This is a genomic window from Peptostreptococcus faecalis (genome assembly GCF_900240845.1).
Lineage (GTDB): Bacteria > Bacillota > Clostridia > Peptostreptococcales > Peptostreptococcaceae > Peptostreptococcus > Peptostreptococcus faecalis.
Window position 1 is genome coordinate 17,345 of the sequence record NZ_OERU01000011.1, and the last position, 14,187, is coordinate 31,531.

The window sequence follows — 14,187 nt, forward strand, 5'->3', positions numbered from 1 at the left end:
GAGGTATTAATATGAAGGTTAGACCATCTGTAAAACCAATATGCGAAAAGTGTAAGGTTATTAAGAGAAAAGGTAAAGTAATGGTTATTTGTGTTAACCCAAAGCACAAGCAAACACAGGGTTAATCGAATACTGACGATATATAGAACGAGTAGAGTAATACGTAGGAGGTGCGAATATGGCAAGAATAGCTGGTGTAGACTTACCTAGAGAAAAAAGAGCTGAAATAGGCTTAACATATATTTATGGTATAGGAAGAGCTACTTCAAATGAAATTTTAGCTAAGGCTGGAATAAATCCTGACGCTAGAATAAAAGATCTTTCTGAAGATGAAGTAAATTCTCTAAGAAAGATAATCGACGACGATTACCTTGTTGAAGGTGATTTAAGAAGAGGAATTGCTCTAAACATAAAGAGACTAAGAGACATAAAATGCTATAGAGGAATAAGACATGCAAAGGGCTTACCTCTTAGAGGACAGAAAACTAAGACTAACGCTAGAACAAGAAAAGGTCCTAGAAAAACTGTATCTCGTAAGAAGAAAAAATAATAGTAGAATACAGTAGTTAAAGGAGGGAAAAATAATGGCTAAAGCTAAGAAAAAAGTTGTTCAACGTGTCAGAAGAAGAGAACGTAAGAATATAGAACGTGGACATGCACATATACAGTCTACTTTTAATAATACATTAGTTACTTTAACAGATGTACATGGTAATGCAATTTCATGGGCATCTTCAGGTCAGCTAGGATTTAAGGGTTCAAGAAAGGCTACTCCATTTGCATCACAAATGGCAGCCGAAACTGCAGCTAAAGCAGCTATGGAACACGGCCTAAAGACTGTTGAAGTATTTGTAAAGGGACCTGGTTCAGGTAGAGAAGCTGCGATTAGAGCTCTACAGGCAACTGGACTAGAAGTTACTATGATCAAGGACGTCACTCCAATACCACATAATGGTTGTAGACCGCCAAAGAGAAGAAGAGTATAGTTTTGAGGTATTTCACCCTCGGTGGATCAATATTTGTATAGGAGGGTTTATCCATGATAGAAATAGAAAAACCAAAAGTTGACATTGTCGAATTAAGCGAAGATTATAGATATGGTAAATTTGTTGTAGAGCCTTTGGAAAGAGGTTTTGGTATTACAGTTGGTAATGCGCTAAGAAGAATTTTATTATCTTCTCTTCCAGGAGTAGCAGTATATGCTATCAGAATAGATGGAGTTCTTCATGAATTCTCTACTGTTCCAGGAGTAAAGGAAGATGTTACTGAAATGATTCTATCTTTAAAAGAGCTATCAGCGACTATAGACGATGAAGAACCTAAAGTTTTAAAAATTCAGGCTGTAGGACCTTGTGAAGTTACAGGGGCAGACATTATATGTCCACCTGAAGTTGAAATAATAAGCAAAGACTTGCATATTGCGACTTTAGATGAAAATTCAAAGTTAAATATGGAGCTGTATATCAACAAAGGTAGAGGATATGTATCAGCTGAAGAAAATAAAAAAGAAAGTATGCCAATAGGCGTTTTACCAGTGGATTCAATTTATACACCAATTGAAAAGGTGAGCTATCACGTTGAAAATACAAGAGTTGGTCAAAGAAGTGATTTCGATAAGCTAACACTTGAAGTTTTGACAAATGGAAGTATTAATCCTCAAGAAGGAATATCTCTAGCTGCTAAGGTTCTTGATGAACATTTAAAATTATTTATTGATTTGACAGAACATATAGGCAACGTCGAAATAATGGTAGAAAAAGAAGAGGACAAGAAAGAAAAAGTCCTTGAAATGACTATAGAAGAATTAGACTTATCTGTGAGATCGTACAACTGCCTTAAGAGAGCAGGTATCAATACGGTTGAAGAGTTATCTAATAAGTCAGAAGACGATATGATGAGAGTTAGAAACTTAGGTAAGAAATCTTTAGAAGAAGTTATTCAGAAATTAGAAGAACTAGGTCTTAGATTAAAACCTAACGAAGAATAGAATATAAATATTATTCTGATTGAAGGATCGTGTAAAGGAGGGAAATAGATGGCTAATTACCGTAAATTAGGACGTGAAACTGCTCACAGGAACTTAATGTTAAGAAACCTTGTGACTAGTTTACTAAGAGAAGGAAGAATAGAAACTACAGTTACTAGAGCTAAAGAAACTAGAAGAATGGCAGAAAAGATGATAACTCTTGGAAAAAGAGGAGATCTTCATGCTAGAAGACAGGCTCTTTCTTATATTTTAGATGAAACAGTAGTAAGTGACCTATTTGATAATATCGCACCAAAGTATGCTGAAAGAAATGGTGGATATACAAGAATATTAAAGAAAGGACCAAGAAGAGGAGATACTGCCGAAATGGCACTAATCGAATTAGTATAATTGGTCTTAGTCAAGGGCGAAGATAGTGGTTTTCCATATCTTTACCCTTGTTTTTTTTTGCTTTTCTAAGTGCATATAATTCTAGAGATTGATATTTTTTAATTATATAGTGTTTATTATTGATATTAATTTAAAAGATATGATAAATAAAAATATTGGTATCGCTTAATTGGAAAAATATTCTGAAAATATTCTATAAAACACATGGACAAATTTGTTAATATGGCTGTAGAATATAAGTATATAAAAATAATTATATTTTAAGAATAATTAATTTATGAATGTTACTAGGAGGATTATATATGAAAGCACTTTTTAATGTGAATTTTGATACTGAAAAAATGGAGAAGATATCCAATTTAGGATATGAAATTACTTATATTCCAGAACATGAATTGAAAGATCAAAAAGATATATATGATGCTGAAGTGTGGTTTACTTATTCTGGATTTGAAGAAGTCGATATAAAAAAATTTAAAAATTTAAAATATATTCACCTAACAAGTACAGGATTTAATCATTTACCAAAAGACTATATTTTAGATAACAATATAGTTGTATCAAACAACATAACAGGATACGCAATTCCTATAGCAGAAAGTATAGTAATGTATATATTAGAAATATACAAACATAGCCATAAAATGTTTAAGCAACAGGATAACAAGGTTTGGAAAATGGATATGAAGTGGTCTGAGATTTCAGGAAAAACTGTAGGATTTCTAGGTACAGGCAATATTGCAAAAGAAGCTGCGAAAAGGTTAAAGTGTTTTGGAGTTGAATTAATCGGTGTAAATACGAACGGAAGAGATATAGAAAATTTTGATAAATGTTACGCTCTGAGTGACTCTGATGAGTTTTTCAAAAAAAGTGATGTGATAGTAGGGTTGATGCCGTCTACTGATAAGACTTCAAGAGTATTAAACTCACGTAGAATGGATATTATGAAGCAAGGATCCGTTATAGTAAATATTGGTAGAGGAAGCTTAATTGATGAAGAAGCTCTAATCTATCATATTGATAAATTTAAAGGTTTAGCATTAGATGTAGTAGAAAGCGAACCACTTTCAGAAGAGAGTATATTATGGGAGCATGAAAATGTAATAATTACACCACACAATAGTTGGGTATCAGATCAAAATAAAAATAGACTATTTGAAACTCTTTATAATAATTTAGAAAGCTATATTAAAACAGGGGAGCCACTGCATATTGTAAAAGACATAAAAAGAGGCTATTAAAAGTCTGTAGTTATAAATAAAAAACATTCTTTAGAATTAGCTAGTCGACATTGATTGAGTAAAAAGCTCTTTATCAATGATATTTGACAAAGAGCCGATTTAAAAGGATGTTTTTTGTTTAGTTAAATTTGTTTTTCAGTTCTTTTTTTTGTAGGTAAAAAAATATAGTAAATATAACTAAGGAACATAATCCCATTAACAAAAAATCATTCACAAAATATATTTTTTCTGGAATAAGATTCATAGCATGAGTAATACTGGTTGTTGCAAAGATATACTTTAATAGTTCAACTTTGGTGAATGCTGACCCCACAAGTGCAATTACTGATATAATCATAGCTATTGCTACTGGAATAGCAAAAGACTTTATCTTTAGAGAAAGATAGTTCTGTACTGAGATATTTGCAATAGAAAAAATAGTCGATAGTAATATTAAATATAAAATTTCATAGGGAAATGCCATTTTAAAGTTAAAAAGCATTCCAAATAATACAAACAACGAAATCAAGTAAAGTTGAGTTAATATATTTAGTAAAAAAACTACAGTAGTCTTCGATAATATAATTGTATTGTAGCTGATAGGACTTGAGAGAAGAAGTTTTAAATTATTATGTCTATGTTCTATATTATAGACATAAGCTGAATATATAGCGGACAAACATGGAAAGAAGAAAAAACCATAAAACAAATATACTTGTGACCACAAACTAATCCATTCATTTTTCAGCAACTGAATATTTCCATAGTAACTAAAACTACCAAAAATAACTGAAATAAAGGGTAGCAGAAAGGCAGGAATTAATATTTTTGAATTTTTAAGTTTAATGAACTCTATTTTTACCTGTTTCATTATTTATCCTCCTTTAAAAATATTTGTCCGTATTTGTACAGCGAAACTCCTATAAAAATTGAGATTAACATGGGAAAATAATTCAAATTATTAATAGATACAATAAAATTATCTTTATCTACAAATTTATATGATATGGACAGCAATTGAGCATACCAACTATATGGAACTAAATAGCTAATAAACCTAGGTAAAAGCATCGAAATTACTCCAGCTATACTTCCTAAAAGAGAAATAGAAATGGTGATAAGTTGATTTTTATACTTTATGGCTAGATTATAATGAATAGTCATAATCATAAAAGATATAGCAAGCTGGCTAGAAAAGTAAACTACCATTCTAAATATAGGAAATGACTCTTCAAGACCAATAACCTTTGCCGTTCCTATCATCATAACCCACTCTAAAATCTGATATAAAAAATATAACCTAAAAATATAGATAAATTTATATTTATATATGTCTTTAAATTCTACATTACATGTTTTTAGATATTGCCACATATTACCTTGATTTTCCAAGTCTATGGATTTACTAGAAAGCACTGCTAAAAAAATTGGATTAGATACGCATTTAAATATAAATAAACTATCCATTATCTTCATCCATGAGTACCCAGTATTATTCATAGTAGATTGAAATGACGAGTTGAAAAAATTAGCTCCCAACAGACATAAGTCTATAAACAAAAATGCTACAATAAGCAAAGGTAAAAATGAATGTTTATATTTTCTTTTTTCTAAATAAAATAGATTATTCTTATGAGCTTTAATATTATTCAACTATAGATCACCCTTTCCTGTCATATTTATAAATAGTTTTTCTAGTGACTGTGTAGACTCAAATACTCTGTATATATCTATATTATTATTGACAAGTATTTTTATAATTTCAGATATTTTTTTATCTTCAATCATGGGCAACTGAACAACATCGACTTCAAGTTTTGGATTATAATCTTCTAGTAACAACAGCGATTTTTCATTGTTGGAAGTTTTGACTGAAATTTGAGATCCATGTTGGACTTTAAAATCTTCAAGGCTGCCTTTGTATATTATGTTGCCTCTGTTTATAATTCCTATAGTATCCACCATTTTTTCGACTTCATCTAGAATGTGAGATGAAATAAAAATACTTAAACCATAATTCTTAGACAAAGATTTTATTAATTCTCTAATTTCATCCATGCCTTGTGGATCTAGTCCGTTTGTAGGTTCATCTAGAATTAATAGCTTTGGAAAACCTATTATTGCCATTGCAATACCAAGTCTTTGCTTCATTCCCAGAGAATAGTGATTTACCTTTTTATCCATCTGATTTTTTAGACCTACAATGCTTATTGCTTTATCTATATCCGAATTGTTTAGATTTTTTAAATCCCTAACTATTTTCATATTCTCCATTCCTGTCAGATTTTCATAATAACAAGGACCTTCAATAATAGAACCAATGCTTTTTAGTATGTGGGATCTATTTTTATCATTGACCTTATTGCCAAGTATAATAATATCCCCCTTAGATGGACTGGTAATAGAACAAATCATTTTCATGATGGTAGACTTGCCTGCGCCATTAGGACCTATAAGACCATATATTTCGCCCTTTTTAACTTTTAATTCATCAATGGACACAACTGTATGTTTTCCATAATTTTTTTTTATATTTTTTAATTTGACAATATTATTCATAGTATGACCTCCTTATAATTATAATTTTAAAATAGGAATCTTAAATTTGAATGTAGATAACCTTAAATCTACTTAAAATAAATCATCAGAATAAAAAAATATAATTCTAAATGATATAATAAATATAGGAGGAGTAATATGAACATTTATGAGAGAAAAGTATTGATAGTAGATGATGAAAAAGAAATACTAGAGATGATAGAGTATGCCTTGAAAAAAGAAGGTTTCAAGAATATATATACGGCAAAAAATAAAAGAGATGCACTGGAAACTTACAAAATAACAAAGCCTGATATGGCTATTTTAGATATATTGCTGCCAGATGGATCTGGATTTGAAATAATAGAGTATATGAGGCAGAGTGATAATATTCCGGTGTTATTTCTATCGGCTCTTTCAGATATAGATAATAAATACGAAGGATTTAATCTTGGTGCAGATGATTATATGGTTAAACCTTTTATGGAAAAGGAATTAAGTTTAAGAATGAAGGCGATTTTAAATAGGTCATATGGAATGGAGGATAAGGTAGTCTATTTAAAACATTCATATATTGATTTTGATAGAGCTGTGATTGTCAAAGAGGATCAAGAATATGAAATGACCGCGAAAGAATATAATATATTAAAACTTCTACATGAAAACAAAAATAAAGTAGTTACGATTGACGGAATTCTCAGTGCGCTTTGGGGGCAACAATATTACGGATATGAAAATACATTAATGACACATATTCGTAAAATCAGACAAAAAATAGAAAAAAATCCATCAAAACCAGAGAGTCTAGTAACATACAAAGGACTTGGATATAAATTAAAGGAGAACTAAATGAATGATATAAAATTTTTATCAAAGTATATTATTAGATTTTTTATAGTTCTACTAGTTATATTAATAATCAGTTTTTCAGTGTTATTCTTTGTAATTGCTAATATATCTGTAAAATCCAATTACCACGAACAATTGTCAACTGCGAGAAAATTGGTGGAAAAAGATTCTAAAGACATACATAGTGAATACTCAAAAGAAACTAGAATATTTTTAGATAAATCTAATGTATGGACAATGTTGCTAGATGAAAATGGGAAAGTAGTCAAAGATTATAATCTTCCAAAAGACATAGACAAGCAATATAAAATAACAGATGTTGTAAGGTTTACAAGATGGTATTTAGAAGGGTATCCAGTATTTACCTATGTGGTAGATGACAAAGTATTTGTATTAGGATTTCCAAAAAATTCATTTGATAAACTACCTGGAAATTATTATAATTTTAGCACATACAAAAATTTTGGTATAGGAATATTTATTATTATATTAACAGATGTTTTTATATTGTTTTTGATATACGTCTATTCAAAGAAAAAATTGCTAAATGAGATAAAACCTATAACTCAAGGATTACATGATTTATCAGAAAATCATATAATTGATATTGAAGAGAAAGGTAATTTACTAGAAATAAAAAAAGCATTGAATAAAACTTCTAAAATAATAGAGAATAATAAAAAAGAAAGTGAAAAATGGATACGAGGAATTAGCCACGATATTAGGACACCTCTTACAATAATTGTAGGGTCTAATAACGTATTAAAAAGCAAATATAATGATGAAAAATCAAAAACTATAGAAGATAATGTTTTATTGATAGAAAATATTTTATCCAATTTAAATTTAACATATTCAATAAAATCTAATTTGTATGACTTAAAAAAGGATACTGTGAATTTGAAATCCCTATCTAGAAAAATAATTGTAGATATCCTAAATTCATATGAACATATAGATATTGAACTTGAAACTGGAGAAGACGAGTATATTATTAAATCTAATGAAATAATATTGGAAAGAATGATAAGAAATATTATCTTGAACAGCATAAAGCATAATAAAAAAATAGATATAAAAGTTTGTATTAAAAAAATACTAAATGATATAGTTATTGAAATTAGCGACAATGGTAAAATAACAGAGGATAAAGTTTTAGAGCTAAACAATAAAGATTCCTACAATAGAGATGGATTTGGGATATTGGTATCTAAGATGATTGCAAATCTTTATAATGGAGAGGTGTTTTTTGAATATAACAACCCGGGGTTAAATACTATAATTAAATTTCCCACAGAAGATTAGAAGTTGATATTATCTTAAAAGTGTGATAAATTTAAGATATAGATGTTTAAATAGATACGGTCTTGGGGAAAATCATTTGTTCTATTTGTATTTGCAAATTTAAAATGAACAAGAGTGTAAAATGATTTTCTTATTTTATATTAAACAAATTTAAAATAAGAAAGGAGTTTGCTGAAAATGGATGAAAAATATTACAATATAGTATTTTCTGTAATTGCAGCTATTTTCATATCTGTACCGATGGCATTTATTATGGTGGTAATGAACGTGGGATTTACTAGTGCATTTATAATGGCATTTTTAAAATCAGCATTAGTAAGTATTATAGCATCGATACCATTAGCAGCAATTGGCATACCAATTGCACAAAAAATAGCAGATAAAGTATTTAAAAAGTAGTAAAGATTAATTTTGAATAATTACTTTAAAAAGGAGATGAAGCTATCTCCTTTTTTTATATAACTTACAGAAGTTAGTTAAGTACTCAACTTTAAAATATACTGAATTATAAATTTGATATAATATACATATAAATTATGATATAATTATTAAGACAGTTTAAAATGAGAAAAATTAAGAATAGCTAAGAGTTTGAGTTACTAAGCGGAGGAAATAAATGAAAAATATTATTGAAGTGGAAAATCTTGTATTCGAATACCCGCACGAAAAAGGAACTTATCGCGCAATCGATGAGTTGAATTTGAATGTAAAAAAGGGTGAATTCGTTGCTATAATAGGGCATAATGGCTCTGGCAAGTCGACACTTTCTAAAAATTTAAATGCAATTTTGGTTCCTACTAGTGGGAATATTATTATAAATGGAATGAACACAAAAAATGAAGAAAAACTTTGGGATATAAGGCAAGCAGCTGGTATGGTATTTCAAAATCCAGACAATCAAATTGTTGCAACTATAGTAGAAGAAGATGTAGCTTTTGGATGTGAAAATCTGGGTATTGAGCCGACTGAAATCAGAAAAAAAGTAGATGAATCATTAAAAAATGTAGATATGTATGACTTTAGAGAAAGACAACCACATCTACTTTCTGGAGGTCAAAAGCAAAGAGTTGCAATAGCTGGAATTATAGCAATGAGACCAGAATGTATAATATTTGATGAAGCTACTGCTATGCTAGATCCATCTGGTAGACAAGAGGTAATGAATACTATCAAAACACTAAATAGAGATTATAATATTACTGTTCTTCACATTACACACTTTATGGAAGAGGCTGTAGAAGCGGATAGAGTAATAGTGATGGAAAAAGGACAGAAGGTTTCTGAAGGGACACCAAAAGAAGTCTTTTCGCATGTAGATGAATTAAAAGCAATAGGATTAGATGTACCTTATATGACAGAGTTGTCTAAACTGTTGAATAATGATGGAATAAATGTTGATAAAAACATTTTAACAGTTGATGAAATGGTGGGTGAATTATGTCGATTAAAGTAGAAAACTTAACTTATATTTATGATGAGGGTCTTCCTTTTGCTCAAAAAGCTCTTGATGAAGTAAGTTTTGAAATAGAAAAAGGTGACTTTGTAGGGCTTATAGGTCATACTGGATCTGGAAAATCTACGTTGATACAGCATTTAAATGGAATTATGAAACCACACTCTGGTCATATTTATATTAATGATTTTGACATTACAGAAAAAGATCAAAATCTTACAGAAATAAGAAAGAGAGTTGGAATAGTATTTCAGTATGCAGAGTATCAACTATTTGAAGAAACTGTGGCTCGTGATATAGCATTTGGACCTACAAACTTAGGTCTAAGTGAAGAGGAGATAGACTCTAGAGTAAGAAATGCGATGAATAATGTAGGATTAGATTACAATGAATTTGCAGAAAAATCTCCTTTTGAATTATCTGGAGGACAAAAAAGAAGAGTAGCTATTGCCGGTGTAATAGCTATGAATCCAGAGGTGTTGATACTTGATGAACCTACTGCTGGTCTAGATCCAGGTGGGCGAGATGAAATATTTGAACTAATAAAGGAATTACATAGAAATAATGACATTACTATTATACTATCTTCTCATAGTATGGATGATATGGCGAAACTAGTGAATACTTTAATGGTAATGAATAAAGGTAAGCTAGAAATGATGGGAGCTCCGAGGGAAATATTTAGAGACAATGCAGATCAGTTAAAATCTATGGGACTAGATATTCCACAGGTGCTAGAGCTAGCTATAAAACTTAGAAATATAGCTGGATATAATGTGAGAACAGATGTAATTAATTTAGATGAAATAGAAAGTGAAATAAAAAGATGTATTAAGGAATATGACTTTATTGAACCTATACAAAAGCAAGACTATTTAGCAGATGCTGAATTGAAAAATAAAGATAAGATGGAGGATAATGAAGATGCTTAAAGATATTACCTTGGGGCAGTATTATCCCGTAAAATCTATAGTACACTCTTTAGATGCTAGAACGAAACTATTTGCAACAGTGATATTTATGGCGTCAATATTTGTAATAAATCAATTTTGGGCGTATGCGGTTGCATTTGCATTTATGTTTTTAATATCTAAAGTTTCTAATATACCTGCAAGTTACCTTGTAAAAGGTGTAAAACCTCTAAGATGGATAATATTGTTTACTTTTATTATAAATATATTTTTTGTTCAAGGAGGAGAAATACTGCTTCAATTTGGAATACTAAAAATATCTGAACTCGGTCTTAGAACTGCGTTTTTTATGGCAATAAGACTAATATTATTGGTGGTAGTAACTTCTATTTTGACTCTTACAACTTCACCAATCGAATTGACTGATGGTATAGAAAATATATGTTCACCACTAAAAAAATTTGGCTTTCCGGCACATGAACTTGCAATGATGATGACAATAGCGTTGAGGTTTATACCGACATTGCTGGACGAAACTGATAAAATAATGAAAGCGCAGATGTCTAGAGGTGCTGACTTTGAGAGCAAAAATATAATAAGTAGAGCAAAAAATATGGTTCCACTATTGATCCCATTATTCGTAAGTGCTTTTAGAAGAGCAGATGAACTTTCTATGGCAATGGAAGCCAGATGCTATAGAGGTGGAGAAAATAGGACTAAAATGAAGCAAAGTAAACTTGGGAAAAGTGACTATATAACGGATATAGTTGTAGTTTTATTTTTGGGGTTTACTATAGCGAGTAGATTTATAAAGCTTATATAATTAGTAGCTATTATAAGGATAGAAAAAACATATATATTGAAATTATAAAAAGAACCCTTAAATTTGAAGAGAGTTCTTTTTATAATTTCAATATATTATACTTAAAAGACTGAAAAAAACAATATTTCATTTAATTATTAAAGTAAAATAAAATAATAATAGCGTTGACTTAATCAATATAAGAATGTTATATTGTAATTAAACAGGGAAAACGATGTTATCATAAAAATATTAAGGAGGAATAGTTATGAAAAAAAAGGTAATACCAATAATTTTAGCATTTTCCATGGTTATGCCTGGTGTAGCCACAGTTGTAGATGCTAATGAGTTGAGCATAGAATCAACTCCAACTGTAATTAAAGATAATGATAACAAAGCTATAAAAACACAAGCAATATCAGTTGCAAACGTTGAAACCACTAAAGTAACAAATCAAGAAGAGTTAATTAGTGCGTTAAACAGCTTAAAAGAACACATAACAATAACAAAAAGCTTTGAAGTAACAAAATTAATAGAAATTAGAAAATCTGTTACTTTAATAGGCGAAGGAAATGCAGAAATTAAAGTATCAAAAGATATTCCTCTACATGCAAACGGAGAACCTAGAGGTGTATTTTATTCCAAACAATCAGATGATATAAAAAAAATAGAATTAGAAAATCTGAATTTTATAGGTGATCCAGAAAATCAAATAACTAAAAATTTAATATTTATAGAAGATGATAGCCTAGATGTTATTATTAAAAAATGTACATTTAAAAATTTTTTATTTGATAAAGCAACAGGGGTATTACATGCAAGATTAAATCAATATAAAGCTGATGACCTAATTACTCTATCAGTAGAAAATAGCAGATTTGAAAATAATAGAAATGCCGGAGATGGATCTGCTATTAGAATGCTTGTAAATTCAAAGATCGACATAAAAGACTCTGTATTTATAAACAATGAAACAACAGCTGGAGGAGGAGCAATCTACCAAGAAGCAGGAATAGATAATGGCACATTTAATAATGCAACTAGCTTAAAAATATCAAACTGTAATTTTGAGGGAAATACATCGAATGCTAGTGGAGCGGCTATTTATGGTATGTATAAAGGTTCTGATACAGAGATAATAATAGAAAAATCAAAGTTTAATAAAAATGTAATGCTAGGTGCTGACAGAGGTGGAGGAGCAATAAGCTTTACAAACTTCAACACGCAAGCACAAGGGAAAAATAATACTCCTTTAAAAATAAGTGACACTACATTTACTGAAAATGAGTCAAAAGATGCAACTTCAGGAGCCGCATATATAAATAGATTTAATACAGAAATAAAAAATGTAGCTTTTATTAATAACTCATCTTCAAATGGTGGAGGAGCATTTTGTATTAGTTCATCTGAAGATCCTACTTCAGGGGAAAGTTCAGCTTCATATAATTTAACTATAGAAGGAGATAAGGAGAAGAATACTTATAAAGGGAATAAAGTTTTTAATGATGGATTAAGTTCAAGTCAAGGTGGAGCCATATCTATAGGAGATAAAATTTCATCATCTATAGAAAATGCGATATTTGATTCAAATGAAGCCACAATGGGTGGTGGAGCTATTAGTATAGACAGCTATGAAGATACAACTAATCATAATTTTAAAAATATTACCTTTAAGAATAATATTAGCACTGCTATAGAAAGATCTAGAGGTGGAGGAGCAATTCTATTAAATGGAGTTTTAAAATTATCTATTGATAATAATGAATTTATTGCAAATAAATCTCTTACTAATGGTGGAGCTATTAACTATAATCAAATGGACGAGAATATAGAAACAGTAGATATAAAAAATTCTAAATTTATAGGAAATAACGCATCCAAACTAGGAGGAGGAATAAGTGTGTTTGGAAGACAGGTCCCTCCAGCAGGTGCGACAATAGATGATTCATTTAATTCAATATATGGACATCTTACTATAAGCAACACAGAATTTAACGACAACATAGCAGATCTTGGATATTATGTGCTTGATAAGACTATTGTTCCTAAAATATATTCAATTCATGAAAAAAATATTAAAGATTTAAAAGCTTTGTCTTCTCCGGGACAACTTGGTAAAGATGTAGCATATAACAATTATGATATTTCTTTTTTAAGCAATAAGGAACTGATAGCTGTAACATTTGAACCAGAAGGTGGAAAATTCACAGATAACAGCACAAATAAAAAAGTAGTTGAAGTATCAAAGGGTGAAAAAGTAGCTGAAGAAAAAATATCTAGAGATGGATATACATTTGAAGGTTGGTATCTAGATAAAGATGGCAAGGATAAATTCGACTTCAATACAGCAATAAACTCTAACACAACTCTATACGCAAAATGGAAAAAGAATGACGTTCCAGTTACACCTCCAGGTGGTGGAGGCGGAACAATCAACCCTCCAACTAAAAGAGCAACTGCAGTACTTGCAAACGGAAAGAAATATACTGACGTATTGACAGCTACAGTGCTAGCAAACGAAAGAGATTGTCCAATACTTCTAACAGATACAAACGACATTACTACAGAAACTTTTAACGAATTGAAAAGACGTGGAATAGGTGACGTAATTATATCAGGAGGACCAGATTCTGTATCTCAAAAAGTTGTAGATCAGCTAAAAGATTTCAACGTGATAAGATACGCTGGATCAGATAGATATGGAACTGCAAGAGAAATAGGTAAAGAGGTAA

The 14,187-nt window shown here is 29.9% G+C and carries 16 protein-coding genes; 13 read left to right on the forward strand and 3 right to left on the reverse strand.

Features of this window, described 5'->3' with window-relative positions; genetic code table 11:
• The first annotated feature begins 11 nt into the window (after positions 1-11).
• From rpmJ to C0982_RS09400, 6 genes are all read left to right on the forward strand, one after another.
• Complete coding sequence (rpmJ, locus tag C0982_RS09375) at positions 12-125, forward strand: 50S ribosomal protein L36 (RefSeq protein WP_101773958.1); 114 nt, start codon at positions 12-14, stop codon at positions 123-125.
• 53 nt (positions 126-178) lie between these two features.
• On the forward strand, positions 179-550 hold the full coding sequence (rpsM, locus tag C0982_RS09380; protein ID WP_101773959.1) for a 30S ribosomal protein S13: 372 nt from the start codon (positions 179-181) through the stop codon (positions 548-550).
• 34 nt (positions 551-584) lie between these two features.
• On the forward strand, positions 585-986 hold the full coding sequence (gene rpsK, locus C0982_RS09385; RefSeq protein ID WP_101773960.1) for a 30S ribosomal protein S11: 402 nt from the start codon (positions 585-587) through the stop codon (positions 984-986).
• Between the two features lie 53 nt (positions 987-1,039).
• The gene (locus tag C0982_RS09390; protein WP_101773961.1) at positions 1,040-1,987 is read left to right on the forward strand and encodes a DNA-directed RNA polymerase subunit alpha; all 948 of its coding nucleotides are present in this window, start codon (positions 1,040-1,042) and stop codon (positions 1,985-1,987) included.
• 48 nt (positions 1,988-2,035) lie between these two features.
• Positions 2,036-2,377, forward strand: a complete 342-nt coding sequence (gene rplQ / locus C0982_RS09395; protein ID WP_101773962.1) for a 50S ribosomal protein L17 — start codon at positions 2,036-2,038, stop codon at positions 2,375-2,377.
• Between the two features lie 302 nt (positions 2,378-2,679).
• Positions 2,680-3,618 (forward strand): phosphoglycerate dehydrogenase, encoded by a 939-nt coding sequence (locus C0982_RS09400; RefSeq protein WP_101773963.1) that lies wholly within the window; start codon positions 2,680-2,682, stop codon positions 3,616-3,618.
• Positions 3,619-3,736: 118 nt separating this feature from the next.
• On the opposite strand, the gene C0982_RS09405 is transcribed toward C0982_RS09400, so the two are convergent.
• Genes C0982_RS09405 through C0982_RS09415 form a run of 3 tightly spaced genes read right to left on the reverse strand, consistent with a single transcriptional unit; the run spans position 3,737 to position 6,156 of the window.
• Positions 3,737-4,468, reverse strand: a complete 732-nt coding sequence (locus tag C0982_RS09405) for an ABC transporter permease (RefSeq protein WP_101773964.1) — start codon at positions 4,466-4,468, stop codon at positions 3,737-3,739.
• Positions 4,468-5,250, reverse strand: coding sequence for an ABC transporter permease (locus tag C0982_RS09410; protein WP_101773965.1), 783 nt, complete (start codon positions 5,248-5,250; stop codon positions 4,468-4,470). The genes C0982_RS09405 and C0982_RS09410 overlap by 1 nt, the downstream gene beginning before the upstream one ends.
• Positions 5,251-6,156 (reverse strand): ABC transporter ATP-binding protein, encoded by a 906-nt coding sequence (locus tag C0982_RS09415; protein ID WP_101773966.1) that lies wholly within the window; start codon positions 6,154-6,156, stop codon positions 5,251-5,253.
• Between the two features lie 138 nt (positions 6,157-6,294).
• Between C0982_RS09415 and C0982_RS09420 the strand changes: the two genes are divergently transcribed.
• From C0982_RS09420 to C0982_RS09450, 7 genes are all read left to right on the forward strand, one after another.
• Positions 6,295-6,984 (forward strand): response regulator transcription factor, encoded by a 690-nt coding sequence (locus tag C0982_RS09420; protein ID WP_101773967.1) that lies wholly within the window; start codon positions 6,295-6,297, stop codon positions 6,982-6,984.
• Positions 6,985-8,289 carry a sensor histidine kinase gene (locus C0982_RS09425; RefSeq protein WP_101773968.1) on the forward strand — a complete coding sequence of 435 codons (1,305 nt, stop codon included), beginning with the start codon at positions 6,985-6,987 and terminating at the stop codon, positions 8,287-8,289.
• A gap of 177 nt (positions 8,290-8,466) precedes the next feature.
• The gene (locus C0982_RS09430) at positions 8,467-8,688 is read left to right on the forward strand and encodes a DUF2798 domain-containing protein (protein ID WP_101773969.1); all 222 of its coding nucleotides are present in this window, start codon (positions 8,467-8,469) and stop codon (positions 8,686-8,688) included.
• A 217-nt stretch (positions 8,689-8,905) separates the two neighbouring features.
• Positions 8,906-9,742, forward strand: a complete 837-nt coding sequence (locus C0982_RS09435) for an energy-coupling factor transporter ATPase (protein ID WP_101773970.1) — start codon at positions 8,906-8,908, stop codon at positions 9,740-9,742.
• On the forward strand, positions 9,727-10,674 hold the full coding sequence (locus C0982_RS09440) for an energy-coupling factor transporter ATPase (RefSeq protein WP_101773971.1): 948 nt from the start codon (positions 9,727-9,729) through the stop codon (positions 10,672-10,674). The genes C0982_RS09435 and C0982_RS09440 overlap by 16 nt, the downstream gene beginning before the upstream one ends.
• Entirely contained in the window at positions 10,667-11,476 is an 810-nt protein-coding gene (locus C0982_RS09445) for an energy-coupling factor transporter transmembrane component T family protein (RefSeq protein ID WP_101773972.1), read from the forward strand. Before C0982_RS09440 ends, C0982_RS09445 begins: the two co-directional genes overlap by 8 nt.
• A 247-nt stretch (positions 11,477-11,723) precedes the next feature.
• On the forward strand, positions 11,724-14,187 hold a 2,464-nt coding region (locus tag C0982_RS09450), incomplete at its 3' end, for a cell wall-binding repeat-containing protein (RefSeq protein WP_180946926.1).

What these genes read in the sequence shown, in the direction of transcription:
- C0982_RS09405 (WP_101773964.1), bottom strand. Translation starts at nt 4,468, where the DNA reads ATGAAACAGGTAAAAATAGAGTTCATTAAACTTAAAAATTCAAAAATA.
- rplQ (WP_101773962.1), top strand. Translation starts at nt 2,036, where the DNA reads ATGGCTAATTACCGTAAATTAGGACGTGAAACTGCTCACAGGAACTTA.
- C0982_RS09420 (WP_101773967.1), top strand. Translation starts at nt 6,295, where the DNA reads ATGAACATTTATGAGAGAAAAGTATTGATAGTAGATGATGAAAAAGAA.
- C0982_RS09400 (WP_101773963.1), top strand. Translation starts at nt 2,680, where the DNA reads ATGAAAGCACTTTTTAATGTGAATTTTGATACTGAAAAAATGGAGAAG.
- C0982_RS09415 (WP_101773966.1), bottom strand. Translation starts at nt 6,156, where the DNA reads ATGAATAATATTGTCAAATTAAAAAATATAAAAAAAAATTATGGAAAA.
- C0982_RS09445 (WP_101773972.1), top strand. Translation starts at nt 10,667, where the DNA reads ATGCTTAAAGATATTACCTTGGGGCAGTATTATCCCGTAAAATCTATA.
- C0982_RS09435 (WP_101773970.1), top strand. Translation starts at nt 8,906, where the DNA reads ATGAAAAATATTATTGAAGTGGAAAATCTTGTATTCGAATACCCGCAC.
- C0982_RS09390 (WP_101773961.1), top strand. Translation starts at nt 1,040, where the DNA reads ATGATAGAAATAGAAAAACCAAAAGTTGACATTGTCGAATTAAGCGAA.
- rpmJ (WP_101773958.1), top strand. Translation starts at nt 12, where the DNA reads ATGAAGGTTAGACCATCTGTAAAACCAATATGCGAAAAGTGTAAGGTT.
- rpsK (WP_101773960.1), top strand. Translation starts at nt 585, where the DNA reads ATGGCTAAAGCTAAGAAAAAAGTTGTTCAACGTGTCAGAAGAAGAGAA.
- C0982_RS09425 (WP_101773968.1), top strand. Translation starts at nt 6,985, where the DNA reads ATGAATGATATAAAATTTTTATCAAAGTATATTATTAGATTTTTTATA.
- C0982_RS09430 (WP_101773969.1), top strand. Translation starts at nt 8,467, where the DNA reads ATGGATGAAAAATATTACAATATAGTATTTTCTGTAATTGCAGCTATT.
- rpsM (WP_101773959.1), top strand. Translation starts at nt 179, where the DNA reads ATGGCAAGAATAGCTGGTGTAGACTTACCTAGAGAAAAAAGAGCTGAA.
- C0982_RS09440 (WP_101773971.1), top strand. Translation starts at nt 9,727, where the DNA reads ATGTCGATTAAAGTAGAAAACTTAACTTATATTTATGATGAGGGTCTT.